11 protein-coding genes and 1 tRNA gene are annotated in these 15,739 nt (G+C 67.9%); 4 read left to right on the top strand and 8 right to left on the bottom strand.

Annotated elements, in window-relative coordinates; genetic code table 11:
- Nucleotides 1-31: 31 nt before the first annotated feature.
- Together ACWDNU_RS15980 and ACWDNU_RS15975 are read right to left on the bottom strand one after the other, a co-directional pair.
- Nucleotides 32-592, bottom strand: coding sequence for a TetR/AcrR family transcriptional regulator (locus ACWDNU_RS15980; RefSeq protein WP_370933001.1), 561 nt, complete (start codon nt 590-592; stop codon nt 32-34).
- Nucleotides 589-915, bottom strand: coding sequence for a DMT family transporter (locus tag ACWDNU_RS15975; RefSeq protein WP_344287597.1), 327 nt, complete (start codon nt 913-915; stop codon nt 589-591). The genes ACWDNU_RS15980 and ACWDNU_RS15975 overlap by 4 nt, the downstream gene beginning before the upstream one ends.
- A gap of 169 nt (nt 916-1,084) precedes the next feature.
- Here ACWDNU_RS15975 and ACWDNU_RS15970 point away from each other — a divergent pair, with 169 nt between their 5' ends.
- Both ACWDNU_RS15970 and ACWDNU_RS15965 read left to right on the top strand, forming a co-directional pair.
- Nucleotides 1,085-3,376, top strand: coding sequence for a (Fe-S)-binding protein (locus ACWDNU_RS15970; RefSeq protein ID WP_449669366.1), 2,292 nt, complete (start codon nt 1,085-1,087; stop codon nt 3,374-3,376).
- A 79-nt stretch (nt 3,377-3,455) separates the two neighbouring features.
- Nucleotides 3,456-4,448, top strand: coding sequence for a cation diffusion facilitator family transporter (locus ACWDNU_RS15965; RefSeq protein ID WP_449669365.1), 993 nt, complete (start codon nt 3,456-3,458; stop codon nt 4,446-4,448).
- On the opposite strand, the gene ACWDNU_RS15960 is transcribed toward ACWDNU_RS15965, so the two are convergent.
- The 4 genes from ACWDNU_RS15960 to ACWDNU_RS15945 form a co-directional block, all read right to left on the bottom strand.
- Entirely contained in the window at nt 4,442-5,131 is a 690-nt protein-coding gene (locus tag ACWDNU_RS15960; RefSeq protein WP_449669364.1) for a CAP domain-containing protein, read from the bottom strand. The genes ACWDNU_RS15965 and ACWDNU_RS15960 overlap by 7 nt on opposite strands.
- A 97-nt stretch (nt 5,132-5,228) precedes the next feature.
- Nucleotides 5,229-7,820: a rifamycin-inactivating phosphotransferase gene (rph, locus tag ACWDNU_RS15955; RefSeq protein WP_449669363.1), complete on the bottom strand. Its 2,592-nt coding sequence runs from the start codon at nt 7,818-7,820 to the stop codon at nt 5,229-5,231.
- A 140-nt stretch (nt 7,821-7,960) separates the two neighbouring features.
- Nucleotides 7,961-11,947 carry a DUF7507 domain-containing protein gene (locus ACWDNU_RS15950; protein WP_449669362.1) on the bottom strand — a complete coding sequence of 1,329 codons (3,987 nt, stop codon included), beginning with the start codon at nt 11,945-11,947 and terminating at the stop codon, nt 7,961-7,963.
- A gap of 63 nt (nt 11,948-12,010) precedes the next feature.
- Nucleotides 12,011-12,481 carry a MarR family winged helix-turn-helix transcriptional regulator gene (locus tag ACWDNU_RS15945; RefSeq protein ID WP_449669361.1) on the bottom strand — a complete coding sequence of 157 codons (471 nt, stop codon included), beginning with the start codon at nt 12,479-12,481 and terminating at the stop codon, nt 12,011-12,013.
- A gap of 71 nt (nt 12,482-12,552) precedes the next feature.
- Here ACWDNU_RS15945 and ACWDNU_RS15940 point away from each other — a divergent pair, with 71 nt between their 5' ends.
- Entirely contained in the window at nt 12,553-13,749 is a 1,197-nt protein-coding gene (locus tag ACWDNU_RS15940; protein WP_449669360.1) for an FAD-dependent oxidoreductase, read from the top strand.
- Here the strand turns inward: ACWDNU_RS15940 and dcd are convergent.
- Nucleotides 13,746-14,327, bottom strand: coding sequence for a dCTP deaminase (gene dcd, locus ACWDNU_RS15935; protein ID WP_116199417.1), 582 nt, complete (start codon nt 14,325-14,327; stop codon nt 13,746-13,748). The genes ACWDNU_RS15940 and dcd overlap by 4 nt on opposite strands.
- Complete coding sequence (locus tag ACWDNU_RS15930; RefSeq protein ID WP_449669359.1) at nt 14,314-15,522, bottom strand: oxygenase MpaB family protein; 1,209 nt, start codon at nt 15,520-15,522, stop codon at nt 14,314-14,316. Before ACWDNU_RS15930 ends, dcd begins: the two co-directional genes overlap by 14 nt.
- Nucleotides 15,523-15,632: 110 nt before the next feature.
- Here ACWDNU_RS15930 and ACWDNU_RS15925 point away from each other — a divergent pair.
- Nucleotides 15,633-15,703, top strand: a tRNA-Gly gene (locus tag ACWDNU_RS15925).
- Nucleotides 15,704-15,739: the final 36 nt, after the last annotated feature.

The following is a 15,739-nucleotide window of genomic DNA, read 5'->3' as shown; positions in this document are numbered from 1 at the left end:
ATCCGACCGGCTTCCGGAAACTCCACCGAATTCAGGCGGGCTTGAGGAGATAGTCCACCACCGGCCGCAGTTCCTCGGCGGAAGGCGGCTCGTCGTCGATCAGGCCCTGGATCAGCAGGCCGTCGATGCCCGCCAGGAACACCCGGAACGCGACCTCGTCGTCGTGCCGGACCATCGACGTCAGGACATCCAGCCAGCGTCGCGCGGCCGGGCGCAGTTCGGGTTTGCGCGCAGCCAGCAGATACAGCTCGTACTCGGCCATCGTGCGGCCGCGGCGAGGGCCGAGCGCCTCCGCGAGCAGGCCAGCTACCTCTTCCGCACCGCGGCTGCCGCGCGACCGGGCGCGGTCGATCATCCAGTACACCTCGGTCGCCATGTCTCGCGCGCACGAGATGAGCGTCGCCACGAGCAGGTCGTCCAGCGAGGAGAAGTGGTACGTCGTGGACGTCGTCGGCACCCCGGCTTCCACAGCGACCGTGCGATGCGTGACCCCGGCGACGCCGTCCCGTTCGATCACTCGCAAGGTCGCTTCGATGATCTCCGTCCGCCGCTTCTCGCCGCGGATCTTGCGGCCGTCGGTCTGGATTTTCACGACTGGCTCCCGACCTCGATGAGCACCACCCCGCCGACCACGAGCACCAGCCCGGAGATCACCGCGAGGTTGATCGGTTCCTTCAGGAACAGCACGCCGACCAGCGCGACCAGCGCCACGCCCGCCGCCGCCCAGATCGCGTAGGCCACCCCGATCGGCAGCCCGAGCTTCAGCACCCGCGACAGCGCGAAGAACGCCAAGCCGTACCCGACGACCACAAGGATCGACGGCGTCAGGCGCGAAAAGCCCTCGGAAAGCTTGAGCGAAACAGTGGCGGTCACTTCTGCGGCGATGGCCAAAGCGAGGTACAAGTAAGCACCCATAGCAAAACAAAGTACCTGAACGATCGTCCCACTTGCTAGCGAGGCGTGCACCACATCGGTGGGACTTGGGACCGTCGGACCGGTTACCCATCAGTAAGAAGCGTTACCCTGCTCGGCACCGGCGCGCTCGCGCGGCGGCACCACCACACCGGACGAAAGGCACCCGACGATGGGCGCTGTACAGCTGACGCTCGGGGGGATTTCCGTCCTCCTGGGCATCGTCGCCTGGGGAATGTTCATCGCGACCATTGCCCGCTTCGTGCGGGTGATCAAGCTCGGCCAGCCGGACGCGACGCGCAACGGCCCGTTCATGGCGCGCTTGATGACCCTGATCAAGGAGTTCGCGGCACACACCCGCATGGCGAAGTTCCGCCAGGTCGCCCCGTGGCACTGGCTGGTCATGTGGGGCTTCCTGATCGGGTCGCTCGCGCTGTTCGAGGCCTACGGCGAGGTGTTCGTCCCGACCTGGGGCTGGCCGATCCTCGAGGACTGGTCGCTGTGGAGCCTCCTGATGGAGCTGCTCGGTGTCGGCACGGTCGTCGGCGGCGTCGCGCTCGCGATCATCCGGCAGCTGAACCACCCGCGCCGGGCCGACCGGCTGTCGCGCTTCGCGGGCTCGAACTTCAAGTGGGCCTACTTCGTCGAGGCCGTGGTGATCGTCGAGGGCATCGGCATCATCGGCGTGCGCGCGGGCAAGGCCGCGATGCACGTCCACGAGACGCCGACCTGGGCCGCGTTCGTGTCGAACCCGCTCAGCGAGCTGCTGCCGTCGAGCGCGGCGCTGGTTTCGGTGTTCGCCTTCATCAAGCTGATGAGCGCGACGGTCTGGCTGATCGTCGTGGCCCGCACCATGACGATGGGCGTCGCCTGGCACCGGTTCAGCGCGTTCTTCAACATCTACTTCAAGCGCGAGGCCGACGGCGGCGTCGCGCTCGGCGCGGTCAAGCCGATGATGAGCAAGGGCAAGGTGCTCGACCTCGAAGAGGCCGATCCGGACGAGGACACCTTCGGCGTCGGCGCGATCGAGGACTTCAGCTGGAAGGGCTGGCTGGACTTCTCCACCTGCACCGAATGCGGCCGTTGCCAGTCGCAGTGCCCGGCGTGGAACACCGGTAAGCCGCTGTCGCCGAAGCTGCTCATCACGCAGCTTCGCGACCACGCCTACGCGAAGGCGCCGTACCTGCTCGCGGGCGGCAAGCGTGACATGGCTGGCGACGAGGTCGGCTTGTCCGGCGACAACATGTACGCGGGCATCGACGTTCTCGCGATCGCTGAGTCGCAGAAGGCGCTCGTCGGCGACGACGGCGGCGTCATCGACCCGGACGTCCTGTGGTCCTGCACCTCCTGCGGTGCGTGCGTCGAGCAGTGCCCGGTGGACATCGAGCACGTCGACCACATCGTCGACATGCGCCGCTACCAGGTGATGATCGAGTCGTCGTTCCCCACGGAGCTGAACGGCATGTTCAAGAACCTGGAGAACAAGGGCAACCCGTGGGGCCAGAACGCCAAGGACCGTCTGCAGTGGACGGAGGACCTCGACTTCGAGGTCCCGGTGTTCGACGGCGACCTCGGCGACGCCGAGTACCTGTTCTGGGTCGGCTGCGCCGGCGCGTTCGAGGACCGCGCGAAGAAGACCACCCGCGCCGTCGCGGAACTGCTGCACATCGCGGGCGTCAAGTACACCGTGCTCGGCTCGGAGGAGTCCTGCACCGGTGATCCGGCTCGCCGCGCGGGCAACGAGTTCCTGTTCCAGATGCTGGCGCAGCAGAACGTCGAGGTGCTGAACTCGGTGTTCGAGGGCCGGGAACGCAAGGCGCGCAAGGTGGTCGTCACCTGTGCGCACTGCTTCAACACCCTCGCCAACGAGTACCCGGAGCTGGGCGGCCAGTTCGACGTCGTGCACCACACGCAGCTGCTGAACCGCCTGGTGCGGGAGAAGCACCTGACGCCGGTCGCGCCGGTCGCCGAGGACGTCACCTACCACGACCCCTGCTACCTGGGCCGGCACAACAAGGTCTACGACGCTCCCCGCGAGCTCGTCGGCGCGTCCGGCGCGCAGCTGCGCGAAATGCCGCGGCACGGCGACCGCTCGATGTGCTGTGGCGCGGGCGGCGCGCGGATGTGGATGGAAGAGAAGATCGGCAAGCGGATCAACGTCGAGCGCGTGGACGAGGCGCTCGGCACCGCCCCGTCGAAGATCGCCACCGGCTGCCCGTTCTGCCGCGTGATGCTCACCGACGGCGTCACCTCGCGCCAGAGCGACGGCCTGGCGAGCGAGAAGGTCGAGGTCGTGGACGTCGCGCAGCTGCTGCTCACCGCGGTGAAGCGCAAGCCGGAACCGGCGCTGGTCGCCTCGGGCGCGCCCTCGCTCGACGAATCGGACGCGGAACTGTCGGCCAAGCCGGACGTCCCGACCGACGAGAAGCCGACCGGAACGCCGTTGCCTGAGGGCGACGACTGACCCGGTCAGCACTGAATACGGCCCTTCCAGCCTCGCGCTGGAGGGGCCGTTTTCGTCTGGGGCCATTACGCTTTCCGGCGTGAGCGACGAATCGGAAGGCGGCGGCGAAAGCACCCTCACCGTAGTTCTGGCCGGTGGGGTGAACCTGGCCATCGCGGTGCTGAAGCTCGTCGCGGGCATCATCACCGGATCCGGCGCGATGTTGTCGGAGGCCGCGCATTCGGTCGCCGACACCATCACCGAGGTGCTGCTGCTCACCGCGTTGAAGCGGTCCGAGCGGCCGGCGGATCGCCGCCATCCGTTCGGGTACGGCAAGGAGCGGTACTTCTGGTCGCTGCTGGCCGCGGTGTCGATCTTCGCTTCCGGTGCGGTTTTCGCGCTGTACGAAGGATTTGCCACTGTTTTCGGGGAAGGCGCGGAGCAGACCAAACCGATCGTCGGCTACGTCGTGCTGGCGATCGCGTTCGCGCTCGAATCGGTGTCGTGGACGCAGGCGGTCCGTCAGGTCCGGCGCGACGCGAAGGCCGAGCAGCGGCCGTTCTTCGCCTACCTGCGGATGATCGACGATCCGGCCCCGAAGACGGTGCTGTTCGAGGACTCGGCCGCGCTGGTCGGCCTGCTGCTCGCGTTCGCCGGGATCGGGCTGCATCAGCTGACCGGCTCGGACGTGTGGGACGGCATCGCGTCAATCCTCATCGGCGTGCTGCTGGCGTGCGTCGCCTACCTGCTCGGCAGCACGAACCGCGGTCTGCTGGTCGGCCGTCAGGCGGATCCGCGCCTGGTCCGGGGCATCCGGGACCACCTCGGGGCCGCGCCTGAGATCGACGCACTGGTGGATCTGCAGACCATGCTGATGGGCACCGACCACGTCCTGGTCTGCGCCCGCGTGGACTTCGACGACGCACTCGGGGCCGCCGACCTGGAACGCGCGTGCGTCCGGATGGCGGACGAGCTGAGCGAGCGGTTCCCGGACGTCGCGGAGGTCTTCATCGAACCGGTGCCGCGGACGGACGAAAAGCTGCGCGCGACGGTGCTGGCCCGGTACGGCCTCCCGCCGCGGCCGACTCAGTAGCCGAAGTCCTGCGTCCAGTACCAGCCGTCCGTCGCGACGCCGACGCCCAGTTTCGTCAGCGAGCAGTTGAGGATGTTCTTGCGGTGCCCGCTGGAGTTCATCCACATCTGCATCACCTGGTCCGCGCTGGTCGCGCCCTTCGCGATGTTCTCCGCGCCCGGCTTGGAGTATCCGGCGGCGGTGATGCGGTCGGCGAAGCTTTCGCCTTCCGGGGTGTCGTGGGAAAAGTAGTCGCGGTTGGACATGTCGTCGCTGTGTCCCTGCGCGGCTTTGTCGAGGTGCGATTCCTCGGTCACCGGGTCGCAGCCCGCTTTGCTTCGCTCGTCGTTGACCAGGCTGATGACCTGACCCGCCAGCGTCGGCGAGCTGCGCGGCTTCGGCGACGGCTTCGCGCTGCTGCTCGTCGGAGTGTCCTCTTTGGACTCTTCGGTAGGCGGCGGAGGCGGCGCGGGCTTTGCTGATGTCGAGGGTGTCGTCGTGGTCGCGGGCGCGCTGGAACTCGGGGTCGCCGACGTGGAGGACGCCGGCGACACCGCGAAGGGCCGCAACGCACCCGCGGACAGCCCGTCATCGCGCGTTTCCGGGACTGCGACGCTCAGCGTGTCGAGGTGCCCGGAGCGCAGCGCGAAGGTGCCGCCGGCTGCTCCGAGCCCCCCGAAGAGAACACTGAGAGTCACACTCACGACCCGGACGCGCACACTAATGGAGGACACAGCCGCGGAAACTATCACGAACTGATTACGATGGTTACCTCCAAATGGCGCAGCGGCCGGAGACCCACTAACCAGCGTCGAGAACCTCGATGTAGCCGTCGGTCCCGTTAACCCGGATTCGCTGTCCGTCCTTGAGCAGCCGCGTCGCGCCTTGGACCCCGACGACCGCGGGCAGGCCGTACTCCCGCGCGATCACCGCGCCGTGCGTCATCAGGCCGCCGACCTCGGTCACCAGGCCGGTGATCGCGACGAACAGCGGCGACCAGCTCGGGTCGGTGTACGCCGTGACGAGGATGTCGCCCGGTTCGAGATCCGCGTCGGCGAGATCCAGGATGACGCGGGCGCGTCCTTCGATGGTCCCGGCGGACACCGGCAGGCCGACCAGCGCGCCCTCGGGCAGATCGTCGCGCCGGTAGCTTCCGGACATCGCGTCGCCGTCCGACGTCAGGACCCGGGGCGGCGTCAGCGATTCGTAGGTCCGGAAGGCTTCCTTGCGCTGCTGGATCAGCTCGCGGTCCACCTCGTTCGTCCGTACGACCTCCTGGAATTCCTGCAGCCGCAAGAAAAAGAGGTCCTCCTGCTTTTCGAGCACCCCCGCCTGCACCAGCCGCTGCGCCTCGCCGAGCAGAGCTTGCTTGTACACGAAATAGCGGCTGACCATGCCGTACTTCGGGTATTCGCGGTATCCGGTGAAGGTCCGGACGCGCTCGATCATCCGCTCGGTTTCTTCGACCTTCGACTCGCCGTCCGCCAAGCCACGCAAGCGCTCCAGCACTTCCTGCGCCTTGTCCAGAGCCTCCCGCCGCCCCTGGTCGAAGCGGCGCTGCCCGGCCCCGGGCTCGAAGTTTTTGATGTTGGACAACAACATCGGCACCAGCGCGACCGGCTGCTCGCTCCACCGCGGCCGGGTAATGTCGATCTCGCCGACGCAGCGCATGCCGTACTTGTCGAGGTACCCCTGGATCGCCGCGCGCGATTCCTCCCCGCCGGCCAGCTTGGGCAGCTCGTCGAGGAAGCCGTTGTCCTCGACGTCCTGCAGGAACGCGACGACTTCGGGATGCGCCCGCAGCACGTCCGCGACGTCGAGGAGCGCCAGGCCCATCTCCGAGGTGATGTTGTTCGGCACAGACTGGGTAAGCGTGTCCGCGACGTTCTTCTCGCCGAGCCAGTCCTGCAGGTGGTCGTTCAGCCACCAGGACGCCTGCATCGCCGCGGTGAACACCTCGTGGCTGCGCGGATCGAAGAGGATCCGGCGCATTTCCTTGATGTCCTCGAAGACGAAGTCGAGCAACTCGCTGCCGGACTTCGTCGCGATTTCGCGCTGCAGCGCGGCGATGGAGGCCTCGCTGTGCTGGATCAGCTCGGTGACGATCGCCGGATCAGTCTCGATGGTGACCGGTGCGGCACCGGGGACCGGTTCGCCGGGTCCGTCGTCCTCGGCCAGCGGGATGAAGCCGTCGCGGGAAAGGACGGTCTCCAGCGCGTCGCCCGTCAGCGGGTCGGATTTCGCTATCATCGCCACGAAATTGGCGCGGCTCTTGGGCACGGACAGCAGTGCGGTGGCGTCCGCGAACAGCCGCCCGCCCGCCTCGGCCATCGGTCGCGGGGTCGTCAGCTGCCAGACCGACAGGCCGAGCGGCTTCATCGCGTCGGTCATCATCTGCTGGTGCCCGACGGAGAGGTAGACGCGGTTGCCCTCGTCGGCGGCCTCCGGGATCGGGAACAGCGTCGTGATGGGGCGGCTTTGGACGATCTGGAACTCGTCGCCGGCCAGGCACCATTCGATGTCCTGCGGACGGCCGAAATGCGCTTCGATCGTGCGGCCGAGTGCCACGAGCCGCAGCACCTGCTCGTCGGTCAGCGCGGGCTGTTCCTGCTGGTCCGCGGCGATCTGCTGCTCTTCGGTGCCGCCGCCTTCGACGGCCAGGATGGCCCGCTGTTTGGCGGCGATCGCCTTCTCGATGATCGCACCGTCGCGCACCTGGTAGCTGTCGGCGTTGACCAGACCGGAAACCAGCGCCTCGCCAAGGCCGAAGCTGGCCTCGACGGTGGCGATCTTGCGGTTGGACGTCACCGGATCGGCGGTGAAGAGGATCCCGGCCACCTCCGGGAAAACCATCTGCTGCACGACCACGGCCATGTGGACTTTCCGGTGGTCAAAGCCGTTGCGCAGCCGGTAGGTCACCGCGCGTTCGGTGAACAGCGACGCCCAGCACCGGCTGACGTGCCGCAGGACCGCCTCCGCGCCGATGACGTTCAGGTAGGTGTCCTGCTGACCAGCGAAGGACGCGCCCGGAAGGTCTTCCGCAGTCGCGCTCGACCGCACCGCGTAGGCGCGGCCGTCCACGAGCGCGTCGGTGATCTCCGCCGCCAGATCGTCCGGAATGGCGATGGCTTCCAGCGCTTGGCGCACCTCCGCGCTGCCTTCGCTGATCGCGTCCCGGTCGTCCGGGTTCAGGCTCGACAACCGCTCCAGCGGCTTCGCCAGTTCCGGCGCGTTCTGCATGATCCGCTCGAACGCGTCCGTCGTCACGCAAAAACCGGGCGGCACGCGGACCCCGTCGATCCGCGCGAGTTCGCCCAGGTGTGCACCCTTGCCTCCGACGATCGCGACCTGCTCCTGGTCGATCTCCTGGAGACCGAGCACGTAGCTGCCCATTCGTTCGTTTCCCCCGTCTGTGGTCGTTCTCGGCTGGAGATTCTGCGGTACCACCCGGGTCTTGCGGCAAGCCCCCTGATGCGTTATAAGTTAAATACGGCAGGGAGATGAGTTCTCTTCTGCCTTTTCTTTTTCCCACTTCACGAGCTGACCTTCGTCGTCGTGATGGCTTCCTTCGTGACTGCACGGCCGGTCTGGTCCGTCGCGGTCGCGGTGGTTGTCGTGGTCACGTCCGCGCGCGCCGAAAGCGTGCAGGCGCGAGTGACCTGTTCGCCAGGGGCCAGCTGGGTGACGGCGAACGAGCAGGCCGGGTCCGCGGCGCGGACGGTCACGTCGTGCAAGGGTGCGTCGCCGGTGTTGCGGAGGGTGCTCACGTACGTCACCGGGTCACCCGGCCGGATCGGCTGCTGCAGGTAATCGCGGTGCAGGTCCAGCGCTGGGTGGAGCACCGTGAAGTCCGGTTTCCCGGTCGCGGAGACCGGCGGGCCCCACGGTGCGGCGGCGGTCGCGGTCACCGGGGCAGCGGTTGCCGGAGCGGCGCACTGGTAGCGCTGGGTTCCGCCGACCGGCAGCTCGGCGAAGGTGCGCCCGCAGGCGGGGTCAGTCACGCGGACGTCGTGCAACGGCTGGTCGCCGGTGTTGGTGAGCACGACCTCGACCGGCACCGAGTCGTCGGCTCGATACGCGCTGCCGACGGCGTGTTTGGCGACGGTCAGCGCGGGCTTCTTCACCTTGAACGACGCCTGCGCGGTGGCGCTCACCGTCCGCTGCGTCGGGTCGGTGCCAGTCACCTTCGCGGTGTTCGTGAATCCCGTCGCGCCCGCGGTGATCGTGCACTGGTACTCGATTTGGGCGTCCGGGGCCAGGCTCGGGATCTGGTGCGAGCAGGCCGGGGTGCGATCGTCCACAACGGACACCGCGGTCAGCGGGACGTCGCCGACGTTGCGGACCAGCACCGAGAACGTGACCTTGTCGCCCTGGCGCACCTCGTACGGCTGGGCGTCCTTCATGATCGCGATTTCCGGGTGGATGACGTCGATCTTCGCCGAGCCGGACGCGGTGACCGGGCGGTTCGTCGGGTCGGTTCCGGTCAGCGTGGCGACGATGGCGAAGTCGTCCAGCTTGGCCTTCACCGGGCACTGGTAGCTCTGCGCGGCACCGGGTTCGAGACGGTCGAACTTCTTCGGGCAGCCGGGATCGTTGCTGGTCACCGCGGTGAGCGGGACGTCGCCGGTGTTCGTGACGGCGACCGTCACGGTGAGGTTGTCGCCAACCCGCGCGACGGTCGGGTTCGCCGAGGTCATCACGGTGAGCGCGGGGTGGATGACGTCGATGTGCGCGTCGGCGGACGCGGTGAGCGGCGGGCCAACCGGCGGGGTTCCGGTCACGCGCGCGGTGCTGACGGCATCGTCGGCTGGGGCGGGGATGGTGCAGTCGTAGGTTTTGTTCGCTTTCGGGGCGAGGGTGTCGAGGGTTTTCGCGCACGGGCCTTGGTCGGCGACCTTGACGGCGGTCAGCGGGGCGTCGCCGGTGTTGGCGACCATGATGGTGAAGGTGACCGGGTCGCCTGCGCGGAACGGGCCGCCGTGGACGGTTTTCGTCACCGCCAAACCCGGGTGCACGACGGTGAACGCCGCGTCCGCGCTGGCGGTTACGGTGCCGCCGAGCGGGTCGGCCGCGGTTACCTTCGTGGTGTTCGAGTAGCCGTCATGTCCGGCCTTGGTGGTGCAGGTGTAGTGCTGTTCTTCTCCTGCCGCCAAGCTGGGGAAGTCGCGGGCGCAGTCGGGGGTGTTCTGGTCCACAATGGACACCTTGGTCAGCGGGACGTCTCCGCTGTTGCGCACGGTGACGGTAAAGGTGACTTGGTCCCCTTCTCGCACCTGAGCCGGATCGACCGTCTGCGTGATGTGGACGGCGGGGTGAATGACGTCGACGTGCGCGCTCGCGTTCGCAGTCACCGGACGGCTGGACGGATCGGTGCCGGTCACCGTCGCGTCGCTGGTGAGGTCGTCGGTTGCGGGATGCGTGCAGATGTAGGTCTGCTTCGATTGCGGGGCAAGGGTTCCCAGCCGCTTTGCGCATTCTGGGACAGCCGGGTCGGCGACCTGGGTGTCGTGGAGTTCGGTGTCGCCGGCGTTGGTCACGGTCAGGGTGAATGTCGCGGGTTCGCCCGGGTGCACGACGGCCGGTGCCGCGCTTTGCGCGAGCGTGACGAGCGGGTGGATCACGTCGATCGCCGCCTCGGTCGCCGCTGTCACCGGTGCTCCGACCGGCGGTTTCGCGGTGACCTGCAGTGCTTCGGTCACGTCGGCACTCGGCGCGGTGGTGGTGCAGTCGAACGTCCAGTTGGCTCCGAGGGCGAGTGCATCGTGTTGCTGCGTACAGCCTTCGGCGCGGGCCATCGAACTGACGGCCAGTCCGGTGAGCGGCACGTCGCCAGTGTTCGCGACGATCACGTGCACTGCGACGGCGTCGTTTTCACGGAACGGTCCACCTTGGACAGTCGCGGTCAAGGTCACCGCTGGGTGCTGCACGGTGAACGCCGCGCTCGCCTTTGCGGTGACTGAGCGGCCGGTCGGGTCGGTGCCGGTCACGGTCAGGTCGTTAGAGAAGCCTTGCGCTCCGGCCACCGTCGAGCAGGTGAAGTTCTGTTTACCCTGTGCAGCAACAGTTCCCAGAGTTCGCGCGCATTCCGCGACACGGTCGTCTGCCACCGCGACATCATGGAACTCGGCGTCGCCGGTGTTGCTTACCGTGACCGTGAACGTGACACGGTCCCCCTCGCGCACCTGCGAAGGCGCAGCGGCGACGGTGGCCGCCAGCCCCGGGTGAACCACGTCGACCCGCGCGTCCGCGGTTGCGCGTTGTGTCGTGCCGAGCTGATCTTTGCCAGTCGCGACAACGGTATTGGTCACGTCGTCCGCCGGAGCTAACTGTTCGCACTTGTACGTCTCGACCGCGTTGGGAGCCATGGTGCCGAAGTTGCGCACACAACCCGGCACGCTGTCGTCCGCCACCTCGACGTCATCGAGCGGCACGTCGCCAGGGTTGCGCACCGTGACCGTGAAGGTGACACGGTCCCCTTCGCGTACCTGTGCGGGAGACGCGGCCGCAGTGACTGCCAAGGCCGGGTGGATCACCGTGACGGTCGCCGAGGACTTGGCCGTGACCGGTCGACCGGTGCCGTCAGTACCCGTGGCGGTGATGGTGTTTGTGGTGGTCATAGCGGGTTTCGCGGTGCAGGAGTAGGCCTGCTGCGTCCCGGGCGTGAGTACCCCGAAGGACCGCGAGCACGCCGGATTCGTGTCGTCAGTGACGTCGACCGGATTGAGCGGGCTGTCGCCGGTGTTGCGCACGGTGACATTCCAGGTGACCTGGTCCCCGCCGTGCACCACTGCCGGGACAGCCGCCTTCGCGACGGACAGCGCGGGCGTGATGAGGGGGACTTTCGCGTCCGCGGTCGAGGCGACGACCTTGCCGAGCGGGTCGATCCCCTTCACGGTCGCGCTGGCCCCGTCCGGCAGCGGAACCGTCGCCGTACAGGTGCCCACCGCGGATTGCCCCGGCGCGAGAGACCCGACGGCACGGGCGCACGAGGGGACCCCTGAGTCGCTGATGACCACGTCGTGCAGCGGAACGTCGCCGGTATTGACGGCCTTGAGCGTGAAGGTCGCCTGATCGCCAGCGCGGTAAGCCGGTTTGTCGACCTGCTGGCTCAACGTCACAGCCGGGCGGAGGACGTCGACGTTGCTGCCCGCCGAAGCCGACAGCCGTTCCCCGCCAGAGCCGACGCCAGTCACCTTGACCGTCGAGACGAAACCCTTCTCCGGCGCGGCGAAAGTGCACTGATAGCGCGTGACGGCACCCGGAGCCAGGGAACCGATCTTCTTGCCGCACTGCGGATTCTGCTCGTCCGAGACGTCTACATCGGACACCGGCGTCGAGGCCGGATTCGTCACGCTCACCGTGAACGTCACCTGGTCGCCAGCGTGCACCCGATGCGGTTCAGCGACCGCGCTGACCTGCAAATCCCGCGGTGCCCGGACCGGAGTCGCGTGCGCGGCGGAGGGCAGCGGAGTGGCCATCAGGCCGAGGACTAAGAGCAGACGTTTCCCGGCCGAAACCATGCGCGCAAGTTTTCCACCATCCGGTGACGTCGCGGCGATTTCCTACCCGGCAGTGGGATTACCTCACTCCGCTGAGCGATGAGTGAGACGCACGGTTGACTCGTGGGTGATCGCCGCTGCCTGATCGAGGAAGCCGATCACCGTTTGGAGTTGCTCGTCGGAGTAACCGGCCGCGAGCGACTTCATCGCCGCGACGGTGTAGTCCCAGAGCGGGGCAGCGCGCTCGACGTTCGCCTGGCTGATGCCGACGAGGACTTTCCGCCGGTCGTCCGGATGCGGCATCCGGTTGACGATGCCCTTGCGCTCGAGCCGGTCGACCAGCGCGGTGACGGACGCGGGCGCGAGCCCGGCGTACTCGGCCAACTCCTTCGGCGTAAGCGGGCCGAGCCGGGCGAGGTAGTCGGTGACCTTGCTTTCGACCGCCGAGAGCCCGCTCTGTTCGGCGATGGCGGTGTGGAACATGACCGTCTCCGTCGACAGCACCCGCGAACGATTCAGCAGCTCAGCGACCAGGTTCTCGCGCTCGCTTGACATGCCCGGGAGTCTAGCGGACTATTTAGTTCGACAGAACGAATTACTTTCCAAGATATTCGAGGGGACGAACCATGGCACGAGTTTTGATCGCGGGCGGGGGCATCGCGGGGGCGATCACCGCGATCGCACTGCACGAGGTGGGCCACGAACCGGTGCTGTACGAGGCGTACGACCGCAGCTCGGAAGGGGTCGGCGCGTTCCTGACGCTCGCGGTGAACGGCCTCGACGCATTGGCGCCGCTAGGCCTGAAACCGCTGGTCCAAGACCTGGGCTTCGACACGCCGCGGATGACGCTCGGGCTCGGCAACGGGCGCAAGCTCAGCGAGTTCCCGCTCGGCGGACCGCTGCCGGACGGCACGGTGAGCCAGACCGTTTTGCGCTCCGACCTCTACGTGGCGCTGCGCGACGAGGCGGCCAGACGCGGCGTGCGCACGGAGTTCGGCAAGCGGCTGACCGACGCCAAACAAACGGCGGACGATGTCACCGCCACCTTCGCCGACGGCACGAAAGCCCAAGGTGACCTGCTGATCGGCGCTGACGGCCTACGGTCGACAGTCCGCGGAATCCTTGATCCGTCCGCGCCGTCGCCGCGATACGTGCCGCTGCTCAACACCGGCGGCTTCGCGCGCGGCCTCGATCTCGACGACCAGCCGGGCATCATGCACATGGTGTTCGGCCGCAAGGCGTTCTTCGCGCACGTGCTCGCTCCAGACGGCGCGGTCTGGTGGTTCGCGAACGTGCCGCACGCTGCCGAGCCGACCGAATCCGACCTCGCCGCGATGCGCGGGCCCGGCTGGCGGAAGCGGCTGCTCGACCTGGTGCGCCCGGATCGCACTCCGGCCACCGCGATCATCGAGGCCAGCGAAAACATCTACGAACCGTGGGCGACGTACGACTTCCCGACGGTCCCGGTGTGGCACCGCGGCCGGATCGGCCTCATCGGCGACGCCGCACACGCGACGTCACCGGCAGCGGGTCAGGGTGCGGCGATGGCGATCGAGGACGCGGTGACGCTCGCGATGTGCCTGCGCGACGTGTCCGACCCGGCGGCCGCGTTGACCACCTTCGAGGCCTTGCGCCGCGAGCGAGTGGAAGCCGTTGTGGCCCAAGGAAAACGCAACGGCGACGCCAAAGCCCCCGGACCGATCGGCCGGGTGCTCCGCGACTTCTTCATCGCGCGCGCCGTGCGCAAACCGGCCGCCGACGACCCGAACCGGTTCATGTGGGACCACCGGATCGACTGGGCGGCCCCGGTGAAGGCGGCTTAGCGCCAGGTGTCGACGCGGTGGAAGTTCTTGTACGCCCGGCTCGGCGTCGGCCCGCGCTGCCCCTGGTAGCGGGAGCCCGCTTCGCTGGAGCCGTACGGGAATTCCGCCGAGCTGGACAGCCGGAAAATGCACAGCTGGCCGATTTTCATGCCGGGCCACAGCGTGATCGGCAGGTTCGCGACGTTCGAAAGCTCGAGCGTGATGTGCCCGGAGAAGCCGGGGTCGATGAAGCCCGCGGTGGAGTGGGTGAGCAGCCCGAGGCGGCCGAGCGAGGATTTGCCCTCGAGCCGTCCGGCGAGGTCGTCGGCGAGGGAGACCTGCTCGAAGGTGGACCCGAGCACGAACTCGCCGGGGTGCAGCACGAACGGCTCGTCGCCCTCTTTTTCGACCAGCGAGGTCAGCTCGTCCTGCTGCAGCTGCGGGTCGATGTGGGTGTATTTGCTGTTGTCGAAGACCCGGAAGTAACGGTCGAGCCGGACGTCGATGCTGGACGGCTGGACCATGTCAGGGTCGAAGGGGTCGATGCCGAGACGGCCGGCGTCGAGCTCTTTGCGGAGGTCACGGTCACTGAGCAGCACGGATGCAGCCTATCGGGCGGGCAGGCGCGGCTGGGGCACCCCTCCGCTCGAACACCGCGTTCATCCGCTTGAGGTACCGCCGGCGCCCGAACGCCCCGAGCGCTTCCTGCAGCGCAGTCGCGCCGGGGACGAGCTGGCGGACCGTCTCCGCCGCGTAATTCACCCCCGCGGCGGCGAGCACCGCGGCCTGCGCGACCGGGTTGTCCGGCAGCCCGAGAAAGTCGGCGTTGTCCCGCCCGAGCACGAGCCGGCTGATCGCGGAATGCACGCCGACGTTCACCTGCGCGAGCACTTTGCCGGCGGCCCCGCGCCCCTCGCCGATCGCCGCGTGCGTGTCGACGAGGGCGCGGGCGAGCCGTTTGGAGTCGTCGTCCGGGATGAATTCGGTGGCGGCCAGCATCCAGAGCAACCGCCAGGCGTCGTCCTCGTCGGCGGGCAGCAGCTCGTCGGTGACGCCCATCAGCCAGCCGACGTAGCGCCAGAGGTGGAGGATGTCGGCCTTCTCGCGAGCGGTGTAGCGGAGGCCGAGGAGTTGCGTGCCGAAGACGTAGACGAGCGAGAAGAGCAGGAGCGTGCCCGCAGTCTGGACCTGATTGACCGGCCGGTCCCACCGGTCGTAATCCCAATCCGGCCGGCTGTTCATCGCGCGCCGGACGTGCGCGTGCACCAGCCGGATCCGGAGCGCGGCCTGATACCCCGTGCTGTGCTTGCGGAGCGCCCCCGGAGTCGTGACGTCAATCCACCACGCCGCGGTCTCCACCAGCCGCCGCGGTGCCCGATACTCGATTTCGCCGGTGCCGACCAGGGATTTCGTCGCTCGCGAGGCTAGGTAACCGCCCATGAGCGACATGTCGCCTAGGGGGAAGAGGCCGAGGAGTCCGGCTCTCGTGATCGCCTTCGCGCCGCGGAGGAGCCTTTCCTGGTCGACCCAGTACGGAGTGGCTTCGACGTGCTCGATGAACTGCTTTAGCTCCGGCGGCGCTGGTTCGCCCGCGAGCGCCTGGTCGACCCGGCTTTGGTTGTGGGGTTCCCGATGCAGCCACTCGACGACGGCGTCGGCCAGGGCGTCTTCCTGCTGCGCGAAGGTCCGGAGCCTCTTGAGCTGCGCTTCGTCCGCAGTGGCACCTCGGGTCCGGGCTGCCAGGCGGAACCCGCCTTGGCGGAACATCTCCGGGGGCATCTCGGGGTCGTCCATCGCGCACCTCCGTGGGTCGACAACAAGTGTTGTCACTTTGAGGCCGGGGCGTCAAGGCGTGGCCCCGCTGGACATGGGGGTGCCGAGGTTGTGTATGCTGGCTGGGCACTGCGGATGTAGTTCAATGGTAGAACATCAGCTTCCCAAGCTGAATACGCGGGTTCGATTCCCGTCATCCGCTCTCTTGCGAAAGCCCCAGGTCGCACGGTGTCTACTG

This window comes from Amycolatopsis sp. NPDC003676 (genome assembly GCF_053587275.1).
Note: the sequence above shows the minus strand (reverse complement) of the source record. Positions and strands in the feature narration are given on the sequence as shown.